General features: G+C 37.2%; 22 protein-coding genes and 1 tRNA gene. 13 read left to right on the top strand and 10 right to left on the bottom strand.

Annotated features, from left to right (window positions below; translation table 11 throughout):
* Window positions 1-325 precede the first annotated feature (325 nt).
* The 5 genes from AC2S94_RS02815 (at window position 326) to AC2S94_RS02795 (ending at window position 5,776) form a co-directional block, all read left to right on the top strand.
* Window positions 326-1,666 carry a sugar porter family MFS transporter gene (locus AC2S94_RS02815; protein ID WP_484629995.1) on the top strand — a complete coding sequence of 447 codons (1,341 nt, stop codon included), beginning with the start codon at window positions 326-328 and terminating at the stop codon, window positions 1,664-1,666.
* Between the two features lies 1 nt (window position 1,667).
* Window positions 1,668-3,272, top strand: coding sequence for a glycoside hydrolase family 32 protein (locus AC2S94_RS02810; RefSeq protein ID WP_484629994.1), 1,605 nt, complete (start codon window positions 1,668-1,670; stop codon window positions 3,270-3,272).
* Between the two features lie 14 nt (window positions 3,273-3,286).
* Complete coding sequence (locus AC2S94_RS02805; RefSeq protein WP_484629993.1) at window positions 3,287-4,195, top strand: carbohydrate kinase family protein; 909 nt, start codon at window positions 3,287-3,289, stop codon at window positions 4,193-4,195.
* A 110-nt stretch (window positions 4,196-4,305) separates the two neighbouring features.
* The gene (locus AC2S94_RS02800; RefSeq protein WP_484629992.1) at window positions 4,306-5,529 is read left to right on the top strand and encodes an outer membrane beta-barrel protein; all 1,224 of its coding nucleotides are present in this window, start codon (window positions 4,306-4,308) and stop codon (window positions 5,527-5,529) included.
* 1 nt (window position 5,530) lies between these two features.
* The gene (locus AC2S94_RS02795) at window positions 5,531-5,776 is read left to right on the top strand and encodes a DUF4256 domain-containing protein (protein WP_484629991.1); all 246 of its coding nucleotides are present in this window, start codon (window positions 5,531-5,533) and stop codon (window positions 5,774-5,776) included.
* 89 nt (window positions 5,777-5,865) lie between these two features.
* Here AC2S94_RS02795 and AC2S94_RS02790 read toward each other — a convergent pair whose 3' ends face one another.
* Both AC2S94_RS02790 and AC2S94_RS02785 read right to left on the bottom strand, forming a co-directional pair.
* Window positions 5,866-7,266 (bottom strand): glycosyltransferase family 2 protein, encoded by a 1,401-nt coding sequence (locus tag AC2S94_RS02790; protein ID WP_484629990.1) that lies wholly within the window; start codon window positions 7,264-7,266, stop codon window positions 5,866-5,868.
* A gap of 194 nt (window positions 7,267-7,460) precedes the next feature.
* Window positions 7,461-7,979 (bottom strand): DUF4494 domain-containing protein, encoded by a 519-nt coding sequence (locus AC2S94_RS02785; protein WP_484629989.1) that lies wholly within the window; start codon window positions 7,977-7,979, stop codon window positions 7,461-7,463.
* Window positions 7,980-8,228: 249 nt separating this feature from the next.
* Here AC2S94_RS02785 and AC2S94_RS02780 point away from each other — a divergent pair, with 249 nt between their 5' ends.
* Both AC2S94_RS02780 and AC2S94_RS02775 read left to right on the top strand, forming a co-directional pair.
* Window positions 8,229-8,852, top strand: coding sequence for a CatA-like O-acetyltransferase (locus tag AC2S94_RS02780; protein ID WP_484629988.1), 624 nt, complete (start codon window positions 8,229-8,231; stop codon window positions 8,850-8,852).
* 205 nt (window positions 8,853-9,057) lie between these two features.
* A complete protein-coding gene (locus tag AC2S94_RS02775) occupies window positions 9,058-9,243 on the top strand; it encodes a hypothetical protein (RefSeq protein ID WP_484629987.1) in 186 nt (61 codons plus the stop codon).
* A gap of 47 nt (window positions 9,244-9,290) precedes the next feature.
* Here AC2S94_RS02775 and AC2S94_RS02770 read toward each other — a convergent pair whose 3' ends face one another.
* Together AC2S94_RS02770 and AC2S94_RS02765 are read right to left on the bottom strand one after the other, a co-directional pair.
* Window positions 9,291-11,138, bottom strand: a complete 1,848-nt coding sequence (locus AC2S94_RS02770; RefSeq protein WP_484629986.1) for an adenylate/guanylate cyclase domain-containing protein — start codon at window positions 11,136-11,138, stop codon at window positions 9,291-9,293.
* Window positions 11,139-11,146: 8 nt separating this feature from the next.
* The gene (locus AC2S94_RS02765; protein WP_484629985.1) at window positions 11,147-11,617 is read right to left on the bottom strand and encodes a hypothetical protein; all 471 of its coding nucleotides are present in this window, start codon (window positions 11,615-11,617) and stop codon (window positions 11,147-11,149) included.
* 177 nt (window positions 11,618-11,794) lie between these two features.
* Here AC2S94_RS02765 and AC2S94_RS02760 point away from each other — a divergent pair, with 177 nt between their 5' ends.
* The 3 genes from AC2S94_RS02760 to AC2S94_RS02750 all read left to right on the top strand — a co-directional run bounded on the left by AC2S94_RS02760 (window position 11,795) and on the right by AC2S94_RS02750 (window position 15,800).
* Window positions 11,795-12,424 carry a class I SAM-dependent DNA methyltransferase gene (locus AC2S94_RS02760; RefSeq protein WP_484629984.1) on the top strand — a complete coding sequence of 210 codons (630 nt, stop codon included), beginning with the start codon at window positions 11,795-11,797 and terminating at the stop codon, window positions 12,422-12,424.
* 58 nt (window positions 12,425-12,482) lie between these two features.
* Complete coding sequence (locus AC2S94_RS02755; protein WP_484629983.1) at window positions 12,483-13,604, top strand: Gfo/Idh/MocA family protein; 1,122 nt, start codon at window positions 12,483-12,485, stop codon at window positions 13,602-13,604.
* Between the two features lie 153 nt (window positions 13,605-13,757).
* A complete protein-coding gene (locus AC2S94_RS02750) occupies window positions 13,758-15,800 on the top strand; it encodes a response regulator (RefSeq protein ID WP_484629982.1) in 2,043 nt (680 codons plus the stop codon).
* A gap of 48 nt (window positions 15,801-15,848) precedes the next feature.
* Here the strand turns inward: AC2S94_RS02750 and AC2S94_RS02745 are convergent, their stop codons facing one another.
* From AC2S94_RS02745 to AC2S94_RS02730, 4 genes are all read right to left on the bottom strand, one after another.
* Complete coding sequence (locus tag AC2S94_RS02745) at window positions 15,849-16,031, bottom strand: Lacal_2735 family protein (RefSeq protein WP_484629981.1); 183 nt, start codon at window positions 16,029-16,031, stop codon at window positions 15,849-15,851.
* Window positions 16,032-16,225: 194 nt separating this feature from the next.
* Window positions 16,226-17,227, bottom strand: coding sequence for an NADP-dependent oxidoreductase (locus tag AC2S94_RS02740; protein ID WP_484629980.1), 1,002 nt, complete (start codon window positions 17,225-17,227; stop codon window positions 16,226-16,228).
* A gap of 228 nt (window positions 17,228-17,455) precedes the next feature.
* Window positions 17,456-18,004 carry a hypothetical protein gene (locus tag AC2S94_RS02735; RefSeq protein ID WP_484629979.1) on the bottom strand — a complete coding sequence of 183 codons (549 nt, stop codon included), beginning with the start codon at window positions 18,002-18,004 and terminating at the stop codon, window positions 17,456-17,458.
* A gap of 227 nt (window positions 18,005-18,231) precedes the next feature.
* Entirely contained in the window at window positions 18,232-18,774 is a 543-nt protein-coding gene (locus AC2S94_RS02730; RefSeq protein WP_484629978.1) for a hypothetical protein, read from the bottom strand.
* 844 nt (window positions 18,775-19,618) lie between these two features.
* Between AC2S94_RS02730 and AC2S94_RS02725 the strand changes: the two genes are divergently transcribed.
* Window positions 19,619-20,047, top strand: a complete 429-nt coding sequence (locus AC2S94_RS02725) for a lipocalin family protein (RefSeq protein WP_484629977.1) — start codon at window positions 19,619-19,621, stop codon at window positions 20,045-20,047.
* Between the two features lie 232 nt (window positions 20,048-20,279).
* On the opposite strand, the gene AC2S94_RS02720 is transcribed toward AC2S94_RS02725, so the two are convergent.
* Window positions 20,280-20,361, bottom strand: a tRNA-Leu gene (locus AC2S94_RS02720).
* A gap of 304 nt (window positions 20,362-20,665) precedes the next feature.
* Here AC2S94_RS02720 and AC2S94_RS02715 point away from each other — a divergent pair.
* Together AC2S94_RS02715 and AC2S94_RS02710 are read left to right on the top strand one after the other, a co-directional pair.
* Window positions 20,666-22,057 carry a dipeptidase gene (locus tag AC2S94_RS02715; RefSeq protein ID WP_484629976.1) on the top strand — a complete coding sequence of 464 codons (1,392 nt, stop codon included), beginning with the start codon at window positions 20,666-20,668 and terminating at the stop codon, window positions 22,055-22,057.
* Window positions 22,058-22,184: 127 nt separating this feature from the next.
* Window positions 22,185-24,284, top strand: a complete 2,100-nt coding sequence (locus AC2S94_RS02710; RefSeq protein WP_484629975.1) for a dipeptidyl-peptidase 3 family protein — start codon at window positions 22,185-22,187, stop codon at window positions 24,282-24,284.
* Between the two features lie 58 nt (window positions 24,285-24,342).
* Here the strand turns inward: AC2S94_RS02710 and AC2S94_RS02705 are convergent, their stop codons facing one another.
* Entirely contained in the window at window positions 24,343-24,561 is a 219-nt protein-coding gene (locus AC2S94_RS02705; RefSeq protein WP_484629974.1) for a VF530 family protein, read from the bottom strand.

Here is a 24,561-nt window from a genome sequence, read left to right as displayed (position 1 = left end):
TTTAAGGTCGCTTAAGCTGTTGAATTCTGGTTGGTTATGAATATACTAATAAAAAATGAAGCTTTTTAAAGCATTAATAAAATAGATATTAGATCAAAAAATTCACCTTTGAAGAAGTAATTTTATTCTGAAGTTATTCAATAAGCTAGATCTATACTGATACCTGATTGTGAGAAAAACATGAATTCTATTTATTTCAGCGGAATATTCATTAAAAAATTTATAAATTCTACCGCAAAATATTTACGTTATCTTATAAACTGTAAGCTTATTTTTTCATTTTTATGAAAATATCCCGGAAGTTTTCATTTTTAATAATTCTTATATGAATAAAATTCTTACCTGGTCTATCAGCGCGGCTCTTGCCGGCTTTCTTTTTGGATTTGACACAGTGGTGATTTCAGGAGCAGATAAACAACTTCAGGCGTTGTGGAATACTTCAGATGCATTTCATGGTTCAGTAGTAATGGCGATGGCATTGTGGGGAACGGTAGTTGGAGCTATTTTCGGAGGTATCCCTACCAATAAATTTGGAAGAAAGAATACCTTGATGGTCATCGGCTTTCTATATTTTATTTCAGCTTTAGGTTCGGCCCTGGTAGATGATCCTATCAGTTTTGCTTTTTTCAGATTTCTGGGCGGACTAGGTGTGGGAGCTTCAACGATAGCGGCCCCAGCATACGTTTCAGAAATTGCCCCGGCAGATCAGCGTGGTAAACTGGTTTCGCTTTATCAATTCAATATCGTTCTGGGTATATTGATCGCATTTCTTTCAAATTATTTACTTCGAAATACTGGTGAGGAGCCTTGGAGATGGATGGTTGGAGTGGAAGCCATTCCTGCGTTTGTCTATTGCATATTCGTATTTTTTATTCCCAGAAGTCCGCGCTGGCTGGTGTCTAAAGGTAAAATGGCAGAGGCGAAAAGTGTTCTGGAAGTCATTAATCCAGATATAGATGTTAGTAGTAAAGTGGCAGAGATCAAACATCAGAATGACATAGAAAAGACCGGTGAGAATATATTTATGAAAAAATACAGATTTCCGTTAATACTGGCATTTCTAATTGCTTTCTTTAACCAACTTTCTGGGATTAATGCATTTTTATATTATGCTCCAAGAATCTTTGAATCGGCAGGACTTGGAGAAAGTACAGCTCTTTTAAGCAGTATTGGTATTGGAGTGGTAAACCTTTTATTTACATTATTGGGTGTGTTTCTTATAGACAGGCTGGGTAGAAGACAATTAATGGTTTATGGTTCCATAGGTTATATTATTTCACTTTCGTTGGTGGCTGCAGCATTTTTTCTGAATTGGGGTGGATTATGGGTGCCTATATTTTTATTCCTTTTCATAGCATCACATGCGATAGGACAGGGAGCGGTGATCTGGGTATTCATTTCTGAAATTTTCCCGAACAGGTTAAGAGCATCGGGACAGGCATTCGGTTCTTCGACACATTGGGTGCTTGCAGCGATCATTCCTTCTTCCATTCCGTTTTTATTCTCGACCATTGGTCCGGGATATGTTTTTGCATTTTTCGCGTTTATGATGGTACTTCAATTGTTATTCGTGATATTTATGATGCCTGAAACCAAAGGAAAATCACTCGAACAACTTGCAGAAGAATTATCTTTAAAAGAAAAGATTTCAACGTCAACTAATTAATATGAAAAGAATATTTAAGCCCATTATTCTCTTAGGTTTATCCCTTCTAGTATTCAATTCCTGTAAGGATGAGAATAAAAAAGAAGAGGAATCCAATGATAAGAAAACCGCACAGGTGCAGACAGATGAAGATTTTAGACCGAATTTTCATTTTACTCCAGAAAAGAACTGGATGAATGATCCTAACGGAATGTTCTACCTGAACGGGACTTATCATCTCTATTTTCAATATTACCCTGAAGACAATATTTGGGGGCCCATGCACTGGGGCCATGCCACCAGTAAGGATATGATCACCTGGGAAGAGCAGGATATCGCGCTATACCCTGATGAAAAAGGATATATTTTTTCAGGAAGTGCCGTGGTAGACAGGAATAATACTTCCGGTTTCGGTGAAGATGGCAAAGCTCCGGTAATTGCAATTTTCACTTACCATGATCCTGTTGGTGCAGAAAATAAAGAAGAAGATTACCAGTCTCAGGCGATTGCTTATAGTCTGGACGAGGGGTTTACCTGGACAAAATATGAAGGTAATCCGGTGATCCCAAATCCTGGAATTATAGATTTCAGAGATCCAAAAGTGACCTGGGATGCAATTAATAATCAATGGTTGATGGCACTAGCAACTCGTGAAAAAACACTTTTTTATAGTTCACAGGATTTAAAGGAGTGGAAAAAATTATCTGAATTTGGACAGGGAACAGGCGCGCACGATGGCGTTTGGGAATGCCCAGATTTCTTCCCGATGGAAGTTCAGGGAACCGGGGAAACTAAATGGGTTCTTATACAGAGCTTGAATCCGGGAGGATATAATGGAGGTTCAGGAACGCAATATTTTGTGGGAGATTTTGATGGAAAGACCTTTACTCCGGAAAAGAACATGGAATCGCTGGAAGAAAAACACCAATTTTGGATAGATTTCGGTAGAGATAATTATGCTGGAGTTACCTGGTCTAATGTTCCGCAGGAAGATGGTAGAAAATTGTTTTTAGGCTGGATGTCTAACTGGTTATATGCACAGGAAGTACCAACAGAAACCTGGAGAAGTGCGATGACGGTCGCCCGGGAGCTTCAACTTGTACAGGAAGATGATCAATACCTTGTGAAATCACTGCCGGTAAAGGAACTGGATAACTACAGGTCTTCAGAAATTAAAAAAGGAGAAATTAAAATAGAATCGAAATCTGTTATTCTTGATTCTTCTCAAATTGATCTGGCTAAGGCTGAAGTGAAATTCAGGATAAAGGATTTGAAAGACACCAGTTATAATTTTATTCTATCCAATGACGAAAATGAAGAATTTGTGGTTAATTACAATCACGCCGAAAAGAAATTTAGTGTGGATAGGTCTCAAGCCGGGCAGATAGATTTTTCTGAAAAATTCACGGAAAAAAATTCTACAGCGCCGAGAATTTCTGATGCAAAAGATCTGGGAGTCCTTTTTATCATCGACAAAACATCTATTGAAATGTTCTTTGATGATGGAACCACGGTGATGACGGAAATATTCTTTCCAAATCATCCATGGATCAGGCTATCTGTAGCATCTGAAGACCAAAATTTTGCGATTGGAGATTTGGAAGCATATGAACTTAAATTTCAATAGGTTTAAAAAAGATTATGAGTAAAAATATAAAAGCGGTTTGTTTTGGAGAGATCCTGTTAGATGTATTTCCTGATATGGAGAGAATTGGCGGTGCGCCTTTAAATGTCGCCAGCCGGTTAAGCAGTATGGGAATTGATACCGAAATGATCAGCAAAGTTGGTGTGGATGAGAACGGGGACGAATTACTGAATTATCTGAATGCAAGAAATATTGAGACCGGGAATATTTTAAGAGATGAGCAGCGACCAACAGGAGTGGTGAAGGTTAGTCTTTCGGCAAGTGGCTCTGCGACCTATAATATCAATTATCCTTCTGCCTGGGATAAGATCGAGTTGACCGATTCCATGATCACTGCAGTAAAAAATTCAGACGCCTTCATCTTCGGAAGCCTTGTTTGCAGGGATGAGATAAGCCGTAATACACTTTTTGAACTGATTCCGAAAGCAAAATTCAGAGTGCTTGACTTCAACCTGAGACCTCCTCACTACAATAAGGAATTATTACTGGAATTAATTCGACATGCAGAATTTTTAAAGTTCAATGATGATGAACTTTTTGAAATTGCAGAGATGATGGGTTCTCAATATAATTCGCTGGAACAGAATCTATTATTTGTAGCAGTAAAATCAAATGCCAGGCAAATCTGTGTTACCAAAGGTAGACATGGAGCAGTATTGATGCATGATAAAAAACTGTATTATAATTCCGGATATAAGATCAAAGTTAAAGATACAGTTGGTGCCGGTGATTCTTTCTTGGGTACTTTACTAGCTAAACTATTGCAGGGGGAGGAGCCACAAACCGCGCTGGATAAAGCCTGTGCTGTGGGAGCATTAGTAGCATCAAAAGAGGGAGCAAACCCGGAAATTTCAGAAGTAGTTTTGAATAATTTCATGAATCCAATGAGATCTGCTGAAAAGTAATTTTCTGCCAGTAAATTTTACAGTAAAGGGTTAGTATAATTTATTCTATTATATTAGCCCTTTTTTATTTTAGAATACAGAATACTACTATCAATTTCAATCAATTTTAAATGAATAAATTTTTATGCATGCTCGCATTATTGCTGAGCTATGGTGCTTCGGCACAGGTTATTTTTGAAAACGGTTATATCATAAATAATTCAGGTGACCGTCGGGAAGTTCAGATCAAGAATAAAGACTGTCGTAGCAATCCTACAGAATTCAATTATAGAAACGGTGAAAATTCAGAAGAAAAAACTACTGGAATTAACAATGTACAGGAATTTGGAATTGATAATTATGCAAAGTTCATCCGCGCTACCGTAGACATAGATAGGAGTTCAGAACGTTTAAGCGATCTGAGAAAAAATAATGCGCCGGTAATGAATGAGGAAGAACTTTTTTTAAAGGTATTGATCGAGGGTGATGCGAATCTTTATCTCTATAAAGATGGCGGGCTGGAGCGATTTTTTTACAAAAAAGAAGATGGCAGGATCACCCAGCTGGTGTGGAAAAAATATCTTACGCCAAATGGAAATATTGCCGAGAATAACCAATTTAGACAGCAAATCTGGAACAATCTGAAATGTGAGAATATTGGGATGTCTCAACTTGAAGATCTGGATTATGATCAGCGAAACTTATATAATTTTTTCGAAGAGTATAATGAATGTAAGAATGCGGATTTTATTGACTATCGCCCGAAGAATAAAAGAGACCTTTTTAATCTAAACATTAGACCAAGATTAAATAATTCCAGTCTTAGTATCTCAAATCCTTCATCCAGCCTTCGAAATACAGATTTTGACAATGAATTGTCTTTTGGGATTGGAATTGAGGCGGAGCTAATCTTACCATTCAACAAGAATAAATGGAGCGTTTTTATTGAGCCAACCTATCAATCCTATACAACTAATATCACTACGGAGGTTGAGACAGTTTCCGGAGGTGAACTAAATTCAGAAGTAGATTATAGTTCAATTGAATTGCCGATCGGGGTAAGGCATTATTTCTTTATAAATGAAAACTCGAAAATATTTGCCAACTTTGCTTATGTAATAGACTTTTCAAATGAATCTGAGATCAAGTTTACCAGGGCTATCAATGGAAGTGATTTCAATAAATTGGAAATAGAGAGCGAGCCGAATTATGCTTTGGGTCTTGGATATAAATATAATGACAGGTTTTCCCTGGAATTGAGATATCAGACCAGCAGGGAACTTCTAGGGCAATTTACACAATGGAGTTCTGAGTATAAAACCTTTTCAGTGATCCTGGGATACTCGTTCTTCTAAAATGTATTACGATTACGCAGGTTCGAGGTCTTTTATTTTCCAAGAGATCGTACTGAAACGCTGGACGCGAATCAGTATCAAGAACTTCAGAAATTGGAGGGATTATATACTAAAACTTCCAGCTGGATCAGAACTCATGAAGATGATTAAACTTGGTGGTCCTCTATTTGGAGATTTCAGATCCGGGCAGATTTTTATCTACCACATTAGTGCTGAATCTTATTATCGTTCCAGAGGTTTCAGATGATTACTGGAATTATAGAAACAGTTCATAGAATTAAAAAAGGCGCTCATTTCAGCTGAAATGAGCGCCTTTTTTAAACAATTTTGATCTTATCACTTCTGACTCAGTTCTCTGGTCAACCAACCACTTTTACTTGCTGTGGCAATGGCATAGGGTGTAATCCAGAACAATCCAAAGGTATATAATATGCTATATGAATAGGCCCAGAAAGATTCTGTAGACTTGTATCTTTTAGCGTAGAATAATGCCGGGAAACTGGATAATATAAATATGCTTAATAGTGTTGAGCTGATAAATAATACCGGATGCGTGGCTACAAAGAATAACATTAGGAAGATTAGAGGATAGCTCATTATAATTTTTAGGAACTGGTTTATAAATAATAACCTTGATCCTATTTTTGATCCTTCTCTAAAATTCGTGAATACATATTTAGACATCGCAATGTTCTCTCTTACGTTACTTCTTCCCCATCTAATGAACATTTTATAAAGTCCATTATATTTTTCAGGAACGTTGGTATAAGCATATGCATTTCTCTGGAATAGTACGTGATTTCCACGTTTCAGGATCATATTGGTCATGGCTCTATCTTCACCAATATCTGATTTCTGTCCCATAAAAGTCTGGTTAATCCACTCCGGCAGACATTCGAATACTGCAGAACTTCTATAAGCTGCCAGGGCTCCCGGAGTACAAAGTACAGATTCCAAAGTGCTTTCCGCGGAACGCATGAATTCGAAACTAAGCACAAAATTCACGTTCAGCATTTTTGGAAGCAGTGCTTTTTGATTATTTAATACTCGAATGTTCCCAGCTACGGCGCCACATTTTTTATTGACTACGAATGGACTTACCAGGTTACGTAATGTATCTTCATTTACCACAGAATCGCTATCTACGGTTACAAACACTTCACCGTTACCAATGTTGAATCCACGATATAAAGCATGTCTTTTTCCCTTGTTTTCAGGTTGCTGAAAAATAGTAACTCGGTCTCCCAAAACCTTTTTCGCTTCCTGCATCCAGTGCCAGGTATCATCTTTACTACCGTCGTCTATCGCCAACAATTGAAGTTTACTTTCCGGAAAATCACTCGCTGCAAGACTCATCAGAGTTGCATAAACCTGTTTTCCTTCGTTGTAAGCAGGAACAATTACCGTGGTTGCAGGCAATTTTTCATCACTTACAGATTTTATTGGCTTATAACGAAAATAGAGGTAAAGGTTATAGATAAAAAAAGCGCCTCTGTAAAGAAATAAAGCAGCTGCGATTATTGAAAATATGAATCCCCATGTGGTATTTAATCTCTCGGTATTATATGCAGTGAAATCACTTTGCAGATCGAAAACCAGAAAAGCAGCCCCGATCATTAGAATAAAAGTGCTCAATAAAACAACAATGCCCCAAACATTTCGTTTTTTCTTTATTGGAATGTCTTCAATAGAAGTTCCTGGAAAATTATGTGCTAAATTTTTATAGCTAGTATTCATATTGCTAGATTAGATTAAATCGTACTGAGTGGCACACTAGCAAGTCTCATGCCAGTGTATAAATCAATTGATTACAAGTTGATTGCGATTGCTGAAAATTTGGAGACTGGGTAGTTTTTCTCCACAAGGCTTGTGTGAAAATCCTCATAAGTGTAGAGGTTGCCTCAATTTTTATAAGACAACCTCCTGCGTTTTTAAGCAACTTCTTCTTCTTCCAGAACCTCTTCTTCTACAGGTTCAGAATCTTTAATAGTTGCAAATTTTTCTGCTTCTTCTTCGTCGCCGGTAAAGTATGGGAAGACGTCTAATATTGGAGATTCCGAAATTGCAGGGATTGTATAATCTCCGGTTGTATTTTGTAGGGCCTGCTCTGTATTTTCAAAGGCTTCCTTTACATCGTTCGCCTGGATAAGCATATAGATATTAGATTTCTTTTCCTTCCCGCTTTCATCATCATAAGAGATCAATGAAACTTTAGATTTGAACCAACGATCTGAATTTTCAAATGGATGAACTTCAGAGAAGTTAGCCACCTTAATATTTGTGATCTTAAATTCCTCACTGGTGTAAGCGGCCATTTCTTCCGTGATCCTTGCTTCAGCTTCTGTATATGAAACAGCGTCCAGCAGATAATTCTCTGTGGTTATTTTGCTGTCACCATTTTCGTGTGTTTTTCTGTATTTAACTTTACACTCATACCAAATTACGCTCATGTCTTTTATTTTTTGGGAGGCCAAATATAGACGTTCTTGGATTTTGCCATTGCAAAACTGGAAATAGATATTCACAAATTCAAACGAATGAAATAGCCAGTAATTATTAGAAATTTTTAAGCTGATAGTATTCAGGCAATTGACAAATTCTTATCATGATCTAATTTGAATACTGTCAATAATTATAGGTTTTTACAGGTTTTAAAATGATAATTTTGAAACCTCTTGTAAAACTAAAAATCTGGTATTATGAAAACTGAATTGGATATTCATACCTGGAATAGGAAAGAACATTTTGAATTCTTCTCTAAGTTTGAAGAACCTTTTTTCGGAATTACAGTTGATTTTGATGTCACCAACGCCTATGAAAAAAGTAAAAGGGAGAATATCTCGTTTTTTCTGTATTACCTGTATCTCGCTTCAAAAACGGTAAATTCTATTGAATCCTTTAAATATCGGATAGAAGGCGATAAAGTTTTTATTTATGACCGGATAAATGCCTCTGCGACGATAAGTCGGGAAGATAATACATTTGGCTTTTCAAGTATTATTCATGATGAAGATTTAGGGATTTTCCTGAAAAATGCGGAAAACGAAATGATGCGTATAAGATCTGGAAGCGGACTCATGTTAGAAAAAGTACGCTTTGATGAAGTTCATTATTCGGCCATTCCCTGGGTAAAATTTACTTCATTGTCACACTCCAGAAGTTTTCAAAAAGGAGACTCCTGCCCGAAGATCTCATTTGGTAGATTAAGTATTGAGAATGGAAAAAGAATGATGCCTGTATCTATTCATGTGCATCATGCGCTAATGGATGGCTATCATGTAGGATTATTCGTGGAGAAATTTCAGGAATTATTAAATCAATAGATTGCTAAAAACCTCCTCAATGATAGTGCTAAAAGTTTGAGTTTGCTCTGATCTTTCTCTGTTTTCTGGCTAATATGCTAATTTTCAGCGTTGAAATGCTTTTTGATTTCAAATTATTGTTTATGTTTATGGTCCAAATCTGGTCTAACCTACAAAAATGTGAGCCCTACTAGCATTTTGATTACAAGACCACAACGATGTAATCATGAATAAAGTGCGAATTTTCGGTATTCTGGCTATTATCAGCGGAATTCTAATCGGTTATCTATTTCCCAGAACAGACGTTCATTTAGTGGCAGGAATGCTTGTTGGCCTTGGTATTGGCTGGAGTATTACCGGAAAACTGATCACCCATCCAAGAGCTAGAAAGTCCAGTTTAAGAGCGGAATAAACTTAACCTGGCTGTTCTTTAATTTGGTTGAGTTTTCGAAAGGAAATCTAACCAACCATTTTATTTTCCTTCGCGATATTTACGTAAAACATTTTAAGGATTCTGCCATTTTTTACCTCAACTTCACCGCGATATTCGCATTCAAATTTGTCTTTGATAAGGTCATAAGTATTTTCAGAAATATTGATGCGGCCAACTTCTGAATGTGATTCCATTCGCGCGGCGATATTCACTGTGTCTCCCCAAATATCATAAGCGAATTTTTTAGTGCCTACCACACCGGCCACTACCGGGCCCGAATTTAAACCAATGCGTACGTCAAAATCGGCATCGTCATACAGTGAATTTTCTTTGGTATCCTTAACGAATTGTGTCATTTCAAATGCGGCCATCAAAATGCGATAAGCATGATCTTTCGTAGGAAATGGAAGTCCGCTGGCTGCCATATAACTGTCGCCAATCGTTTTTATCTTTTCGATATCATACTTTTCCATGATCGTGTCAAATTTTGAGAAGTAATAATCGATGGTTTTAATAAGTCTTTCCGGCGGAAGTTTTTCCGCAATAAGGGTAAATCTTTTAAAATCGGCGAAAAGTACGGTGACCGATTCAAATTTCTGGGCTCTCACTTTACCATTTTTCTTCAGTTCTTTTGCTGTCTCTTCAGGTAAGATGTTCAGCAATAATAACTCTGACCTGTTTTTTTCCTTTTCTATAATAGCGCTGGTTCTTTTGATGAATCGATTCCTGCGATAAAGTCCGAAAGCCAGCAAACAGATCAAAAATGAGGCAACGGCAATAGATATCACCACTAGTTGCTGATTCTTTCGCTGCTCGTTCAAAAGATCTACTTCAGCTTGTTTTTGTGAAACCTCATAATCTGCTCTTAAACCAGCCATGCTTTGAGCTGTGGATACATTGATCACACTATCCCTGAATGTAATATACTCTTTGTATGATCTGTAGGCTTCAGGGAAATTGCCGGTTTTTTCGTAAATCTCGGAAAGTTTCAGGTTGGCCTGAATAACCTCATTTTTGTATCCATAGGTCTTTGCCAGATCGCGACTTAAAAGGGCAAATTCTGCAGCGATAGAATCCTGGTCTTTTTCAGTATAGATCTCAGACATTCCGGTGAGAAATTCACAAATTGGAGAATAATCTTCCTCTCTTTCCAGGGTCTGTATCGCTTTTTTAATATTGGCTTCAGCTTTCTCGTTTTCACCCTGTTTGGCATAGATCAAACCTAGAGTTCCTGTACAATAAGCGGCTCCAATCTCAAATCCCTGTTCCAGAAATATGGATTCAGCCTCGAGGATATAAGCCAGTGCTTTATCCAGGTCATTGGACTTAAGATATCCATCGCCGGCATTAAATAGCGCGGAGCCCAGAGGAATGGGATCACCGGCTTTTCTGAAGTACTTAATGGCTTCGTCGTAATAGCCTACAGATCTCTTATAATTTTTGGTTAGAGAATAGACATCTGCTATGGTGAGCTTTATGATGCCTGCTTCCTGGTCTGTCCTGGCCAGTTTTGCCGCCTGAAAATAACTATCGAGAGAATTACTGAAATCTCCTTTCGACTGATATGCATTACCCTGCTGTAGCAATCCGGAATAAATATATCTCGTACTATCTACCTCTTTCGCGGCTTTTATAAGCACTCGTGAATATTTAAGTTTTTTGGCGGGTTCTATGTAATTTTCTGCAAGTTGCTTGAGTACTTTCAGGTCCTTTCGAATATTATTTGAACCTTTCTCGTAGAGAATCTCTAAACTATCGGCAATAGCTTGTTCCTGAGCATTTATATCTGAAAAAGACATGGTGAGGCATAGTAACAGCATCCAGAAAATCCTGTTAAGCGACAATGAAATATGCCATCCATTCCGTTTCAGCATAGAGTGATTTATTCTGAAGGGATTAATTTTAATTTAGGATCTATAGTGTATTCTGTCCATTCCTGAGAACCACGCTTGCGAACTTCAAATTTCAGGCTATATTTTTCAATATCTCCCGGTGCACCATCCTGAACTCTTCCCACAATCACGCCGGTATTATTTTGATCGCTTATTCTACCAGTTCCAAGCAGTTTTACCCCATCATCATGGCGAAAGAGTTTAATTCTAACCAATCCGCCGCTGGAAGGAGTTGCTGCTCCCTGCCAGATAATTACATCTCCCATGCGAACATCCAGGGTAAAATCTTTATTTTTAGTTTCTGAAGGCTGACCAAAGGTTGCAGTTTCATCAATATTGTCTGCATTGATATTTTCGGTATCTACTTCCAGTGTGATCATGGGATTACCCTGGGAAAAAGAAGACCAGGAGAGAAAAAGAATACTGAGGCAAAGGCTGAGAATCGTAACGTTTAATTTCATAATGTTGTTTTTGGTTGGTACTCGCAGGAAAGTGTTCATGTATTTAACTGTTAATCAGCTAAATAAAATAGGGAATGTCTAATTTAGTCTTTTTTTCTGATTTAATTCAGAAAGGTGAAGAGAACTAAATAAAATAGTCTAAAAAATCATCAAAATACTGTGAATCAGTCGAATGACATGAGTAAAAATAATATTCAGTCCATATTTGATAAATATGCTGGTGCCTATGCCAAAAAATACATGTCTGTATCTCTATATGCTGATTCTCTGGACTTTTTTGTGGAAAAGCTGGAAGGAAATAGATCGCAGGTTCTGGATGTTGGTTGCGGACCCGGAAATATCACCCGATACCTGCTTGATGTGAAGCCTGATCTAAATATTATTGGAATTGATATTTCGGAAAATATGCTTTCTATTGCCAGAAAATATAATCCGGAAGCTCATTTTAAATTGATGAATGTGGGGGAAATAGGTGGGATAGAAAAGAAATTTGATGGTATGATCGCTGGATTTTGTTTGCCCTATCTTTCCAAAAAAGAATTAAAAGGATTTTTGAAAGATGCTCAGGTGAAACTGAAAAAAGGCGGAATTTTATATGTAAGCCTGATGGAAGATGACTATAAAAATTCAGGAAATATGGGTTCATCCAGTAATCCAGGGGAAAAACTTCCAACTTATTTCTACCTGGAAAAAGACCTGGTTTTTCTTCTGGATACCTTTCAGCTTAAAATTTTATATTCCGAGAGGATTGAAAACATTAATAACAAAGATGGTCTCAAAGATCTTGTTCTAATTGCTGAAAAATAACCACCTAATCCTGCGATTTGCAGAATCAACTATTATAAATTGATAAACAAAAAAGGTAATGAAATTTAAAACCGGATTATTTTTAATCATGAGTCTTCTGTCATTTTCAGAATTCCATTCACAATCGCAGAGTGCCCCTTTAAAATTAGGGGTCATAGGTTTAACCCATACCCATGTTCACTGGATCCTGGGGAGAGAAGATATAGGCGATGTTGAAATTGTAGGAATCGTGGAGCCAGATAAAATGCTTGCCGAGAGATATTCCAAGCAACATGGTTTTTCAATGGATCTTGTTTATGCAAGTATGGAAGATTTTATAGCGAATACTAATCCTGAAGCTGTAGCTGCATTCGGCAGTATCTACGAACATCTGGAAGTGGTCGAATTTTTTGCTCCGAAGGGAATACATGTGATGGTTGAGAAACCGCTGGCAGTAAGTCTGGATCATGCTAAAAAAATGCAGGAACTAGCCAAAAAACATGATATTCATCTACTCACCAATTACGAAACAACCTGGTATCCTACCAATCATAGAGCTTATGAAATGCTGAAAGATGATAAGATTGGAGATCTACGAAAAGTGATAGTTCGGGATGGACACAAAGGGCCAAGGAAGCTAGGGATCAACGAGGAGTTTCTCAACTGGTTGCTGGATCCCAAACAAAATGGAGCAGGTGCTCTTATGGATTTTGGTTGCTATGGCGCTAACCTAATGACCTGGCTCAAAAATGGCAAAAAACCTAATTCGGTGACCGCGGTAACGCAGCAACTTCAGGCAGAGAATAATCCTGAAGTAGACGATGAGGCTAATATCATTCTTACCTATGATGATTCTAATGCCTTGATCGAAGCCTCCTGGAATTGGCCAATTGGAAGAAAAGATATGGAGATCTACGGACTCAACGGCGTCATCTACGCAGACAATCGTCATGACCTGCGCGTGAGGATGGCTGAAGGATACGACGGTTTTGAAGAAGAGAAATTAACCCTGGAAGAAAGAAAATATCCGTTTAATGATCCTTTCTCGCTTTTTAGAGCAGTTATAAAAGAAGAGATTATTCTTGAAGAATATGCTTTAAGTTCTCTGGAGAATAATATGATCGTCATGGAAATCCTTGATGCTGCTCTAAGAAGTTCTAAAACTGGCAAGACGATCTATATTGATGCTTCTTCGGAATAAGCGCATGTTTAAATCTGATCTTCAGGTTTATACCAGGTTTAAATAATTTTCTAGAGAGTATTAGGTGAGCCATTGCCCTAATCAATATTTATATATATTTGAGAAATTAGGCCTAATAATACTATGTAAAATGATTGCTGCTATCAATTTTAAATGAAAAATCGACCCTTTCTGCTCCTCTGGATTTTCTGCCTTCTTGGTATCTATACTGGCCTGGGACAGCAAAAAGATACAGTTAGAAAATATCTTAACGTGGGAGTTTATGAAAACCCACCAAAGGTTTTCACTAATGAAAATGGGGATGCCGATGGGATTTTCATTGATATTATCAGTCATATCGCAGAAAGAGAAAATTTAGAGATCCGTTATGTTTATAATGACTGGTCTGCACTTCTAACTGCTCTGAAAAACGGTTCTATAGATATCATGCCTGATGTCGCCTTTTCCGAATCCCGAGACACGCTTTTAAAATTGAATAAAGTTCCGATCATTTCTTCCTGGCTGGAAGTTTATACCAACCCTTCTAAAAACATAGGGATAGTGACTGATCTTGCTAATAAACGAATCGGTGTGCTTCAGGGTTCTGTACAGGAGCAGTACCTGACCAATGAATTAAAAAATGAACTGGACATTGATTATGAACTGGTTTCTTTCACAACCTATCCTGAAAGTATTGCTGCCTTGAAAAATTCTGAAATTGATGCATTGGTAGCCACCAGGTTCTTTTATTTTTCAGAACTCTATGACGAGAAAAATATTGTCGCTACCGGTATCATGCTGAGACCAGGAAACCTGTACCTGGCTTTTTCAAAAGATGCTGATTCCAATCTGATAAAGATTTTTGATAAAAACCTTTCGGAGCTAAAGAATGATCCAGATTCAGAATATTATGAAATCATCCACGATTGGTTTAATAATGATGTAAGCGAACCCTTTCCGGTATATTTAAAATGGATCATTATTGGGCTTTTTGTCGCATTGCTCCTTGTCTTCATATTTGTTTTTCTACTTAGGCGTGAAGTCCGGCAGAAAACGAAGGAACTTGAACATCGCAATGCCGAGCTGATAAAGGCAAAGGAGAAATCTGAAGAAAGTGAGCGGTTAAAAACCGCATTTTTACAAAATATGTCTCATGAGATCCGCACTCCCATGAACGGTATTCTAGGTTTTATGAGGCTTATGAGAATGGAAAACCTGGATGAGAATTCCCAGAAAAGCTATATCCGGATTGTAGAAAAAAGCGGAAAACGTTTATTGACCACGATCAATAATATTCTGGAGTTTTCCAGGATAAGGTCAAGGATCGTTGAGGTGAAAATAAAGCAGGTAAATGTGGAGGAAGTGATGAGCTACCATCTTCAATTTTTCCAGCCTATGGCCAGGGAGAAGGAAATTGCCTTTGAACTTCAGGAGCATATTAAAGGACCGGAAGCGTTAATCAGTTCAGATAGGAATATTCTTGATGGAATTCTCACAAACCTGCTGAGCAACGCTATTAAATTTTGTGATTCCGGGAAAGTGGATTTTGGTAATTATATTAAAAAAGATGAGTTGATATTTTTTGTAAGGGATACCGGGAAAGGTATTTCCGAAGAAAGGCTGAAAACGATTTTTAATCCTTTTGTTCAGGGTAACCAGGAACTGAACAGGGATTTTGAAGGCTCCGGGCTTGGACTTTCCATCGTGAAGGAATATATCGATCTTATTAAAGGGGATATTTGGATTGAATCTGAAATTGGCAAGGGCAGTACTTTCTTTTTTTCGGTTCCCTATGAAAAAGCAAAAAAAGAAAAAGCTTTACCAAAGGTTGAATTACCAGAAAGGCTTTTAAACCGGAATATCCTGGTTGCTGAAGATGATAACATTAGCTATTTGCTCATCTCAAAATATTTAAAAAAAGCGGGATTAAACAGCATTCGCGCTCATGATGGGGAGGAAGCCGTAGATATCGCTAAGAATAATTCAGAAATAGACCTGATCTTGATGGATCTAAAAATGCCAAAATTAAGCGGACTAGATGCTACCAAGAAGATTCGGAATTTTGATCAACAGATACCTATCATCGCCCAGACCGCTTTTTCGAAAGAAGGTTACCGTGAAATTGCTCTGAGCTTGGGCTGTAATGACTATATTAATAAACCTATAGAGGAAAATCGGCTTTTGGCAATGCTGAAAAAACACCTTTCAGAATTTTAATGCAAAAGATTTATTCTGAATTTTATCCAATTAAATTTTGAGCTGACTTTATGAGTTTTTCTGTTCAGCTTTTAGCTTGTCAATTTCTTTTAGAATTTCATTCGCCTCGTATGCTTTATCATCGCTCAAACTACGGTTTGAAGTAGATAATCTATGCGATTCTTCCAGTAGCTTTTTATATTCCAACTGCAGCTTTTCAATTTTTGATTTTTTCTTAAATAATCCGAACATTTTTTCTTCTTAAGATACGCATAAGCTGGTCAAATTAATTCCCTGAGGATATCATTATTTTTTATAATGTCATTTTGCATAAAAAAAGAGCTGAAAATTTGCTTCCAGCTCTTTAAAAATTATCAGTGATCTTATCTTTTCTGGGATTATGAGAATACCATTTCAGATTCGATCAAATGATGAACTTATTTTAATTAATTATGTTCAAAGGTTTCGGCCAGGCTCACAATTAACTTACCCTGCGCTCTTCCGGTAGCTAAATATTCGAAAGCCTTTACGGCATCTTCGAATGAATAAACAAGATCTATGACCGGTCTTATGCTACGATCTTCCACCATTGCCTTGATCTCTTTCAATTGTTCCGCATTTGGTTGCATCCAGGTAAACTTATAGGTTGCCGATTTCTCTTCGATGAGCTTATCCAGTTTTTCAGGTAATTGGTAATCTTTCATGCCCATTTGTTTAGCGCTTTTTTCATCTGGTGGTCCAACAATAGAGGTCACACATCCGCCTTCTTTAATAATTTCAAAAGCTTCAAAAGTATAATCGTCTCCCAGGGTATCAAAAACGATATCCAGGTTATTGGCCACTTCTTTGTAGTCCTCGTTCTCATAATCTATCACTCGATCTGCTCCCAAAGCCTTCACCCATTCCAGGTTAGTACTGCTGGTAGTGGTATAGACGATCGCGCCTTTTGCTTTGGCATACTGCACGGCGAAACTTCCCACGCCGCCAGAACCGGCATGAATTAATATCCTGTCATCTTTCTTCAATCCAGCTTTTTCTAAAGCCTGCATCGCAGTAATTCCTGCAAGTGGCAAAGATGAGGCTTTTTCAAAAGTTACGTTTTCAGGTTTAAGTGCAAGCACATTACTGTCTACGGCCACAAATTCAGCTACAGAACCCATATATTCCTGCGGAACCCGGGTGAAAACTTCGTCACCTTCTTTAAAACCTTTGACCTTGGCGCCTACTTCCACCACTTCTCCGCTTACATCGTAACCAATTCCTGAAGGGAGGTCCAGCTGAAGCAAGTCTTTCAAGTGGCCTTGAACTATTTTATAATCTATAGGATTAAGCGCGGCAGCCTTTACTGCGATCAAAATTTCGGTATCTGAAATTTCCGGTTTATCTACATCTGCGATTTTCAGGCTGTCTTTAAGATCTCCGTATTTTGTGATTTGTAATGCTTTCATAATGATTTTGCGAGTTAACTTTTTCCTATTGCTGAGTCACATCTTTCGAAACTTTTTAATTATCAGATGCGCCAGATTGATAAAGCTACCTTTCATTTTTAAAATCACCTATTTTTTAACCTGAATTTGAGATAAACCGATCATTTAATAATTTCTTTAATCTAATATGGATTTCAACGAATTCTCATTCGATTATAGTGATCGATAATCGATTATTGCTCATTTGAATTATTCTAATTTCAAAAATGATCCATCTTTGAATTCAATAAATTCTATGCCATTTGCTGAGGATGAATAGACTATAGTTTTAATTTTTCTGTTTTCTTCATTGGAAAATATATAGACATCACGGAAGGCGAATTCAAAAATTGTAGTGTCTTTTTTAGCCTCTTGAAAATCAACCATTGAAATATTATAATTCTCCAAATTGAAATTTTCAATCGAACCGTTATTTCCAACTTCGAGATAAGTTAATCCGAAATATTCCTTACCATTTCGTGATGACAAATCAATCTTTATAGAAAATTCAGGATTTTGAAAATTTATGTAATTACTTAAAGTTTCATATTCTGAATATTGACAGCTATCAGGACCAGGTTTATCAGTTTTAGTTTCTAAAATTCGTGGCTGAGTATTAGCTATGACCCACTGACCTGATTCATTGTTATAATTCAGCTCTTTATAATCTGTAAATGGAACAAGTGTTCTGGCATCTTCATTTAATTTATAGGATCCAGTTAAGTCCTCATTACAACAGCCAATAATTAAAAGACACATAAATAGACTACATTTTTGAAATATGGAGAAGGTGCCTTTCATTTTAAAAATTGTGCATTATAAAATTTTGTAATCGTTAGTTGAGTTTGTCACTAATATTCTCGGTTATTTTTCATTGCTGGAATAAGCATAAACGAACCTATTAGATGACATTTTTGCTTCCGGATCTCTAAGGGATAATTGCTCCTAAACCAGGAATTGAGATAAATCGCTGTTGTAGTGTAATTCTAATTTCCTAATCCATCAAAAGTAAGGGTTTTATTCTCACCGTCGTACCAGGCATTAATACATTGTAGATCCTTTATATTAGCTAGAGCTTCAATTTTTTCAGTTTTTGTATTTGCCCTCCAGGCAGCTTTAATACGCTGATTGAACATTTTTTTACTATCAATTTTTTCGACGAGGGCTATAATATTTCCCGCACTTTGATTTTCCTTTTCAAATTCACAATATCCAATTGTTACTTGTGCTGAATTCGCCGAATTGATAATTAGAGTATCTAAAATAGTATATGATCTTTCTTCGTTATTATCTGATTTTATCCGGGAATAAACGATAAGATCATGGTCATCTTTCTTCAAATTCAATAAACTATATTCATTATCAATTTCCTTATGGATATGAAAAGTTGTATCAGAAACTTTAGTGAAGTCCTTTAAACTTTTTATTTTTTTATGATCTGAAAACTGTCTGCCTATTAACAATTCCTGTTGATTTTCAGCACATGAGTTGAACAGAATCAATATCGATAAATAGAAAAAAATTTTCATAAAATAGATCTTTCAGTTTCTGAAAATACACAATGGTCTTGAAAATCGAAAGTGGGCGAAGAACAGGGCGAAATTCAACGATTGAGTATTTCTTTAAAATAGGATAATTTTCATGCTAACGCTACCGGCTATAGGCGATGAAACCTATTTAAAATGTACCGATTACTTATAAAAAAATATATAAATGTTGCTTAGTCTAATTAGGATAAACATAATAGTTGCATAGCCACCTGCGATTATCGCGATTTTCAAATTGTAATTTTTGACAGACTTTAATTTATCTGAATTGAAATTTTTAAAATTCTCATCAAAGTTTAAGTAATTGGGTAAAAACCATTTTATCCAAACTATATTTATCAATACAAATGCTGTTATCACAATTAATCCGATAAGTCTTGTATTGGGAAAATTAAAAAACAGTTGATTTATCATGTTCAACAAAAAAATATAGAGAAAAAAAACATAGATTCCCGCTAATAAACCCGTACTCCAGAGGGCTTTATTTTTTGAGTCTTCAACCTCAAGATTTTTTAAGTGAAAATTGTAGTAAACCTGATCGTTGTAAAATTTACTTAAATGAGATTTCATAGTAATGTTGAAGGGATTCTCTAATTTTTGAATTCAGAATTATTTTTTCCAGAAATTTTCTCAGTAATAATCGCAACAGTCGCGCTTATCACCACTTGCAAATTTAAGAACCTTGATTTGTCGGCTTTGTACTGGATGGTAGGTCAAGTTAATTATTTTCATTCTAACGGTGAGACCTAATTGCAATTAACCCTTGGCTATAGTGATTTTGTTCAAAGTATGATTTATAACTACCTTTTATATCTAAAAAATTCAAATGAGAAAACTCGTATTTTTTTTCTTGTTACTCGGTGTATCGTTTTCATCGTGTACTGATGATGATAAAACTGATTCTGATTTACAATTGAATATTGAGAAAAATAATCTAATCGGAACCTGGAATGCTATAGAAATAAGTGATAATTCCGGGAATGAATTCGAACTATTTAGACCAATTCCTCAAAATGATCGATATAGCTTAACTTTTTTAGGCGATAATACTTTCATTAATACTTCAACACCGCAATGCAATGGAGTTTATTCAGTTGACCTGGAAAATAGGCAATTAGTTCTAAATTTTGAGGAAGCTTGTAATATTGCTCAAAGTTCTTCAACCATATCGTCACTCACCAATAATGAATTAGTTCTAATAAGATCTGGTGGAGAAGAAGGTTTCAAAATTAAGTTTGAAAAATTAAAAAACTAAATCCATCTTTTTCAATTCCGCTTATTTTGAATGAAGTCTTTCACAGCATTTTTTAAGGAAATATCACATTTAAATTAATGTAGTTAAATCGATATTTCCAGAATATTTGTATTTCTAAGCTATTAATAACTCCCGAATAATCGCAATTTTAATGTTCGATTAATAATGGCAGTAAGAGAGTTGCAAATTTCAGAAAATAAAAAAGCCGACTAAAAATAGTCGGCTTTTTTCGTGCGGGCGAAAGGACTCGAACCTTCACACCTCGCGGCACTAGATCCTAAGTCTAGCGTGTCTACCAATTCCACCACGCCCGCATTTAAAGTTTCACAACACTTAGGACTCGTTGTTATTCCCTGCTTAATTACTTAAGCGGGTGCAAATATAATTATAGTTTTTAAATTTCAAATAGTGATCGAAGAAAATATTGAAAAAATTTACTGATTTCTTACCGACCGCAATTCAGCTGTTTTCAAGAGGCTGATTTACAGCTGCTCCTGTTTTCATAATATTTTTAGAATTCCCGGGAAAATTTGGCTCACACTTAAGAAACAGCGCAGAATTCCATACTGAAATTCCAAAGAGAACTTAGTAACTTTACCCAAACTCGAAAATTAATTCATGGATTCAATTAAAGAATACTTAGAAAAAAATAAAGACAGGTTCCTGGATGAGCTGGTTGATCTTTTAAAGATCCCTTCCATTTCAGCAGATCCTGCCTATAAATCTGATATGTTGAAAGCTGCAGACGCGGTAAAAGCCAGGTTGCTGGAAGCGGGCTGCGATAAGGCAGAAGTTTCACCAACTCCTGGTCATCCTGTAGTATACGCGGAAAAGATCATAGATAAAAACTTACCTACTGTGTTGGTATACGGGCATTATGATGTTCAGCCGCCAGATCCTTTAGACCTTTGGGATTCTCCACCTTTTGAACCGGTGATCAAGGAAACCAAAATTCATCCGGAAGGCGCGATCTTCGCCCGTGGTTCCTGTGATGATAAAGGACAGATGTTTATGCACGTGAAAGCGATGGAATACATGACGAAGAATAATGAATTGCCTTGCAACGTAAAGTTCATGATCGAGGGTGAGGAAGAGGTTGGAAGTGAAAATCTGGACTGGTGGATAAAGGAAAACAAAGAAAAACTTCAGAATGATGTGATCCTTATTTCAGATACCGGGATGATCTCGAAAGATACACCGTCTATCACCACAGGCCTTCGCGGACTTTCTTATGTTGAAGTGGAAGTGACCGGCGCAAATCGTGATTTGCATTCAGGATTATACGGAGGTGCGGTAGCGAATCCACTGAATATTCTCAGTCAGATGATCGCTCAACTCACCGATGAGAATAATCATATCACCATTCCTGGTTTTTATGATAAAGTGGAAAACCTAAGCGAAGAAGAAAGATCGAAAATGGCGGAAGCTCCTTTCAGTTTAGAAGAATATAAGGAGAAACTTGATATTAAGGATGTGCATGGTGAAAAAGGATACTCTACGCTGGAAAGAGGCTCCATAAGGCCAACGCTAGATGTGAATGGAATGTGGGGAGGTTATATTGGAGAAGGAGCCAAAACGGTATTACCATCAAAAGCCTATGCAAAGATTTCCATGCGGCTGGTACCAGACCAGGACTGGAAAGAGATCACTGAATTGTTCAAAAAGCATTTTGAAAGCCTTGCGCCAGATTCAGTTACAGTGGAAGTGAAGCCGCATCACGGTGGATATCCTTATGTGACTCCAATCGATACCGTAGGTTACCAGGCGGCAAGTGCAGCTTATGAAGAGACCTTCGGGAAAACTCCAATTCCTCAGAGGAGTGGCGGAAGTATCCCGATCGTTTCCCTTTTCGAGAAAGAACTTGAAAGTAAGATCATCCTTATGGGCTTCGGACTTGATACTGATGCGATCCATTCTCCAAATGAACATTTTGGCGTATGGAACTACTTGAAAGGGATCGAGACCATTCCATGGTTTTATAAACATTTTACTGAAATGAGTAAAAAATAGATCTATAGGACATCACCCTGAGCTTGTTTCAGGGTCCTTCCTACATATAATCAGAAACAACGGGGAATCAGATTTTTTAAGATTTGGTTCCCCGTTTTTATATCTTTGCGCCTCAAATTTTAACAACATGAACAAAATATTAAGTACCTGTCTTTTAGCTACGGCACTGACGTTTGTATCCTGTAATGAGGATAAAAAAAATGAGGATGTAGCCCAGACAGAAGAGACTTCACAGGAAGATTTTCAGTTTAAAGCTGATGAATTTGCAGATCTTAAGATCCTGCGTTATCAGATCCCGGGCTGGGAAAACCTAAGCCTTAAAGAGCAGAAATTAGTTTATTACCTTACCCAGGCGGGACTTTCAGGTCGTGATATTATCTGGGATCAGAACTATCGTCATAACCTGAAGATTCGTGAAGCCTTGGAGAATATCTACTCGAATTATGATGGCGATACTTCTTCTGAAGACTGGAAAGCTTTCGAAACTTACCTGAAAAGGGTTTGGTTTAGCAACGGGATTCACCATCACTATTCAAATGCTAAGCTCAAGCCGGGATTCAGCAAGGAGTATTTTGATACTTTGCTGAAAGAAACTAATACCGATCTTACGGGTGAAGCTTACGAAGTGATCTTCAACGATAAGGATGCTAAAAAAGTCAACCTGAATGAGGCTGACGGACTAATTGAAGGTTCTGCCATAAATATGTATGGCGAAGGCGTAACCGCTGCTGAGGTAGACGAATTTTACGCGAACAAGAAATCTCCGAATGCAGAAAAACCACTTGCTTACGGGATCAATACGAAACTGGTTAAGGAAAACGGAAAGCTGGTTGAAAAAGTTTATAAAAGTGGCGGACTTTATGGTGACGCGATCGATGAGATCGTAATGTGGCTGGAAAAAGCCAAAGGCGTTGCTGAAAATGAAAAGCAAGCAAATGCTTTAGGTCTTTTAATCGAATATTACAAAACCGGAGATCTTCAAACCTGGGATGATTATAACGTGGCCTGGGTAGAAGCTACCGAAGGAAATATCGATTATATCAATTCATTCATTGAAGTGTATAACGATCCAAAGGGTTATACCGGTTCTTACGAAAGCATTATTCAGATCAAGGATTTTGATATGTCTGAAAAGATGAGCGTGGTAGAAAAGAACGTTCAGTGGTTCGAGGATAATTCTCCGATCATGGATGAGCATAAAAAAGATTCTGTAGTTGGGGTAACTTATAAAACAGTGATCGTGGCGGGTGAAGCGGGAGACGCTTCTCCAAGTACGCCAATAGGGGTAAACCTTCCTAATTCAAGTTGGATAAGAAAAGCTCATGGAAGTAAGTCTGTTTCTCTAGGAAACATCATCAATGCTTATGAAAATGCCGGCGGAACCGATAAACTTAAGGAATTTGCTCATGATGAAGAGGAAGTTGCCCTTTCAGAAAAATATGGAAACCAGGCTGATAAACTTCATACCGCACTACATGAAGTGGTAGGTCATGCTTCAGGTCAGTTGAATCAGGGAGTTGGAACTACAAAGGAAACTTTGAAAAGTTATGCTTCTACGCTGGAAGAAGGTCGTGCAGATCTTGTAGGACTTTATTACCTGATGGATCCAAAACTTGAGGAACTTGGACTCACAGACAATGCTGAAGAGCTTGGAAAAGCTGCTTATAACGATTATATCCGAAACGGGTTGGTAACTCAATTGGTGAGATTGGAGCTTGGAGACGATGTTGAAGAAGCTCATATGAGAAACCGCCAGTGGGTAAGCGCATGGGTTTTCGAAAATGGCAAGGAAGAAGGCGTGATCGAAAAAGTTGAAAAAGACGGTAAAACTTATTACGATATCAAGGATTACCAGAAACTACGCGAGCTTTTTGGAGAACTGCTTAAAGAAACCCAGAGAATAAAATCTGAAGGTGATTACGAGGCAGCTAAAAATCTGGTGGAGAACTACGGAGTAAAAGTAAACCAGGATCTTCACAAAGAAATCTTGGAGAGAAACGAAAAATTCAAGTCGGCTCCATACAGCGGGTTTATCAATCCTGTTCTGGTTCCTGAAATGGACGAAAACGGTGAGATCACCGCAATTAAAGTGACTCAGCCGGAATCTTTCGAAAAGCAGATGATGGATTATGCTAAAGATTATAGCTTTTTAACTGAAAAGAAAAAGGCTGAAACAGAAAGTAAACAAGGTGAAAAAGAAGAGACTGCTGAAGCAGCTGAAATGTAAGATTTAATTCTTCTGAAATATAAAAGCCCGGCAATCGCCGGGCTTTTTGTTTAAAATATTATTCAAAATTTGTCTTCAAATAAAGCCTTTCCACTTTCTCTCTGGCCCAAGGAGTTCTGCGTAAAAACTTCAAACTTGATTTCACCGTAGGATTGCTTTTAAAACAATTGATATTAATGCGATCGGCAAGACCGTCCCAGCCATAATATTTGTGCAACTCTTCCACGATGGTAGCCAGTTTAACTCCGTGTAAAGGATTATTCGGTTGTTTCTCCAA

It is taken from the genome of Christiangramia pacifica (genome assembly GCF_057221535.1).
This window is presented reverse-complemented; position numbering and strand designations above follow the sequence as displayed.

Coding starts and splice junctions, on each gene's coding strand:
- AC2S94_RS02805 (WP_484629993.1), top strand. CDS start 3,287: ATGAGTAAAAATATAAAAGCGGTTTGTTTTGGAGAGATCCTGTTAGAT.
- AC2S94_RS02710 (WP_484629975.1), top strand. CDS start 22,185: ATGAACAAAATATTAAGTACCTGTCTTTTAGCTACGGCACTGACGTTT.
- AC2S94_RS02815 (WP_484629995.1), top strand. CDS start 326: ATGAATAAAATTCTTACCTGGTCTATCAGCGCGGCTCTTGCCGGCTTT.
- AC2S94_RS02730 (WP_484629978.1), bottom strand. CDS start 18,774: ATGAAAATTTTTTTCTATTTATCGATATTGATTCTGTTCAACTCATGT.
- AC2S94_RS02795 (WP_484629991.1), top strand. CDS start 5,531: ATGTATTACGATTACGCAGGTTCGAGGTCTTTTATTTTCCAAGAGATC.
- AC2S94_RS02790 (WP_484629990.1), bottom strand. CDS start 7,266: ATGAATACTAGCTATAAAAATTTAGCACATAATTTTCCAGGAACTTCT.
- AC2S94_RS02810 (WP_484629994.1), top strand. CDS start 1,668: ATGAAAAGAATATTTAAGCCCATTATTCTCTTAGGTTTATCCCTTCTA.
- AC2S94_RS02800 (WP_484629992.1), top strand. CDS start 4,306: ATGAATAAATTTTTATGCATGCTCGCATTATTGCTGAGCTATGGTGCT.
- AC2S94_RS02725 (WP_484629977.1), top strand. CDS start 19,619: ATGAGAAAACTCGTATTTTTTTTCTTGTTACTCGGTGTATCGTTTTCA.
- AC2S94_RS02775 (WP_484629987.1), top strand. CDS start 9,058: ATGAATAAAGTGCGAATTTTCGGTATTCTGGCTATTATCAGCGGAATT.
- AC2S94_RS02715 (WP_484629976.1), top strand. CDS start 20,666: ATGGATTCAATTAAAGAATACTTAGAAAAAAATAAAGACAGGTTCCTG.
- AC2S94_RS02760 (WP_484629984.1), top strand. CDS start 11,795: ATGAGTAAAAATAATATTCAGTCCATATTTGATAAATATGCTGGTGCC.
- AC2S94_RS02745 (WP_484629981.1), bottom strand. CDS start 16,031: ATGTTCGGATTATTTAAGAAAAAATCAAAAATTGAAAAGCTGCAGTTG.
- AC2S94_RS02765 (WP_484629985.1), bottom strand. CDS start 11,617: ATGAAATTAAACGTTACGATTCTCAGCCTTTGCCTCAGTATTCTTTTT.
- AC2S94_RS02750 (WP_484629982.1), top strand. CDS start 13,758: ATGAAAAATCGACCCTTTCTGCTCCTCTGGATTTTCTGCCTTCTTGGT.
- AC2S94_RS02785 (WP_484629989.1), bottom strand. CDS start 7,979: ATGAGCGTAATTTGGTATGAGTGTAAAGTTAAATACAGAAAAACACAC.
- AC2S94_RS02770 (WP_484629986.1), bottom strand. CDS start 11,138: ATGCTGAAACGGAATGGATGGCATATTTCATTGTCGCTTAACAGGATT.
- AC2S94_RS02755 (WP_484629983.1), top strand. CDS start 12,483: ATGAAATTTAAAACCGGATTATTTTTAATCATGAGTCTTCTGTCATTT.
- AC2S94_RS02780 (WP_484629988.1), top strand. CDS start 8,229: ATGAAAACTGAATTGGATATTCATACCTGGAATAGGAAAGAACATTTT.
- AC2S94_RS02740 (WP_484629980.1), bottom strand. CDS start 17,227: ATGAAAGCATTACAAATCACAAAATACGGAGATCTTAAAGACAGCCTG.
- AC2S94_RS02735 (WP_484629979.1), bottom strand. CDS start 18,004: ATGTGTCTTTTAATTATTGGCTGTTGTAATGAGGACTTAACTGGATCC.